Origin of the sequence: Streptomyces torulosus (genome assembly GCF_001419765.1) — a bacterium.
GTDB lineage: Bacteria > Actinomycetota > Actinomycetes > Streptomycetales > Streptomycetaceae > Streptomyces > Streptomyces torulosus.
In genome coordinates this window covers 1-2288 of the sequence record NZ_LIRK01000939.1, presented here as the reverse complement: position 1 = coordinate 2288, position 2288 = coordinate 1, and the positions used below count along the sequence as shown (strand labels likewise).

At 72.9% G+C, this 2288-nt stretch carries 2 protein-coding genes; both read left to right on the top strand.

The annotated features are described in order from the left end of the window. A partial coding sequence (locus AOK23_RS42790) for a PD-(D/E)XK nuclease family protein (RefSeq protein ID WP_206336445.1) occupies positions 1 to 847 on the top strand: 847 nt, incomplete at its 5' end. A 10-nt stretch (positions 848 to 857) separates the two neighbouring features. After that, positions 858 to 2261, top strand: coding sequence for a dipeptidase (locus tag AOK23_RS42785; RefSeq protein ID WP_055717764.1), 1404 nt, complete (start codon positions 858 to 860; stop codon positions 2259 to 2261). Positions 2262 to 2288 lie beyond the last annotated feature (27 nt).

Sequence of the window (2288 nt, the reverse complement as noted above, 5' to 3'; positions counted from 1 at the left end):
CCCACCCCCCGGCCACGGCACACGCACGCCCTCGGTGCCGCACGCCCGCAGACACCCCGCCGAGGACGACCTGACGCCCGAGGAGGCCCGCACCATCGCCTCCTGGGACCGTGATCTCGACGCCCTCACCGGAGAGCTTCTGCGCGCCCGCGCGAAGGTCACCGAGGTGCCCCTGCCGGCGTCGTTGACGGCGTCGCAGCTGGTGCGCCTGGCCGCCGACCCCGACGGCTTCGCCCAGGAACTCGCGCGCCCCATGCCACGCCCCCCGCAGCCCGCCGCGCGCCGCGGCACCCGCTTCCACGCCTGGGTGGAGGCCCGCTTCGAAGAACTGCGGCTGCCCATGCTGGAGCCTGAGGACCTACCCGGCAGCGAGGCCGAGATCGCCGACGAACGGGATCTGGAAGCACTGAAGGAAGCCTTCGAACGCACCCCCTACGCCCACCGCACGCCGTACCGCGTGGAGGCGCCCTTCCAGCTCGGGATCGCCGGACGCGTCGTACGCGGCCGCATCGACGCCGTGTACCGGAACACCGACGGCGACGGGACGACGACGTACGAGATCGTCGACTGGAAGACCAGCCGCGTCCGCACCGCCGACCCCCTCCAGCTCGCGCTGTACCGCCTCGCCTGGGCCGAGCAGCGGGGCGTGCCCCTGGAGTCCGTGGGGGCCGCATTCCTGTACGTACGTACGGGTGACGTCGTACGACCGGAGAACCTGCCCGACCGGGCGGCTCTGGAACGGCTGCTCCTGGAGGAGCCGGGCTCCGAGGCCCCTGCGTGGCCGGAGGAGGCCCCGGGGCCGTTCGGGGACGAACCGCCGGACGAGTACGCCGGCGCGGGCCGATAGTCTCGTGAGCATGAGCGAGACCCCGGACAGCGCCGTCCGTACGTACATCGAGAACCACCGTGCCGCCTTCCTCGACGACCTCGTGGAATGGCTGCGCATCCCGTCGGTGTCGGCGCAGCCCGAGCACGCGACGGACGTACGCCGCAGCGCCGACTGGCTGGCCGCCAAGCTCCGGGAGACCGGCTTCCCCGTCGCCGAGGTCTGGGAGACACCGGGCGCCCCCGCCGTCTTCGCCGAATGGCCCTCCGAGGACCCCGACGCCCCCACCGTCCTGGTCTACGGCCACCACGACGTGCAGCCCGCCGCCCGCGAGGACGGCTGGAACAGCGAGCCGTTCGAGCCCGTCATCCGGGGAAACCGCCTCCACGCGCGCGGGGCGGCCGACGACAAGGGGCAGGTGTTCTTCCACACACACGGCGTCCGCGCCCACCTCGCCACCACCGGCCGCAGCACCCCCGCCGTCCACCTCAAGATGATCGTCGAGGGCGAGGAGGAGTCCGGCTCCCCGCACTTCCGGGCCCTCGTCGAGGAGCACGCCGAGCGGCTCGCCGCCGACGCGGTGGTCGTCTCCGACACCGGCATGTGGTCCGAGGACACCCCCACCGTGTGCACCGGCATGCGCGGCCTCGCCGAGTGCGAGATCCGGCTGTACGGCCCCGACCAGGACATCCACTCCGGTTCCTTCGGCGGCGCCGTCCCGAACCCGGCCACCGAGGTCGCCCGCCTCGTCGCCGCCCTCCACGACGAGCACGCGCGCGTGGCGATCCCCGGCTTCTACGACGGCATCGTCGAACTCACCGACCGCGAGCGTGAACTCTTCGCCGAACTGCCCTTCGACGAAGAGCGATGGCTGCGCACCGCCAGGTCGACGGCGACACGGGGAGAGGCCGGACACACCACCCTGGAGCGCGTCTGGGCCCGCCCGACCGCCGAGGTCAACGGCATCGGCGGCGGCTACCAGGGCGCCGGCAGCAAGACGATCATCCCCTCCTCGGCGATGGTGAAGCTGTCCTTCCGGCTGGTCGCGGGCCAGGACCCGGACCACATCGCCAAGGCCGTCACCGCCTGGGCCGCCGAACGGATCCCGGTCGGCATCCGCCACGAGATCACCTTCAGCGGGGCCACCCGCCCCTGCCTGACGCCCCTGGACCACCCGGCCCTGCGATCCCTGGTGCGCGCCATGGGCCGCGCCTTCCAGCAGCCGATCCGCTACACCCGCGAGGGCGGCTCAGGCCCCGCCGCCGACCTCCAGGAAGTCCTCGGCGCACCCGTGCTCTTCCTCGGCATCTCCGTCCCCTCCGACGGCTGGCACGCCCCCGACGAGAAGGTCGAACTGGACCTTCTCCTCAAAGGCGTCGAGGCCAGCGCGTACCTCTGGAGCGAGCTGGCCGCGAGCTCCCGCGAGGCACACTGAACAAGCCCCCACACCGCCCCACGCCCC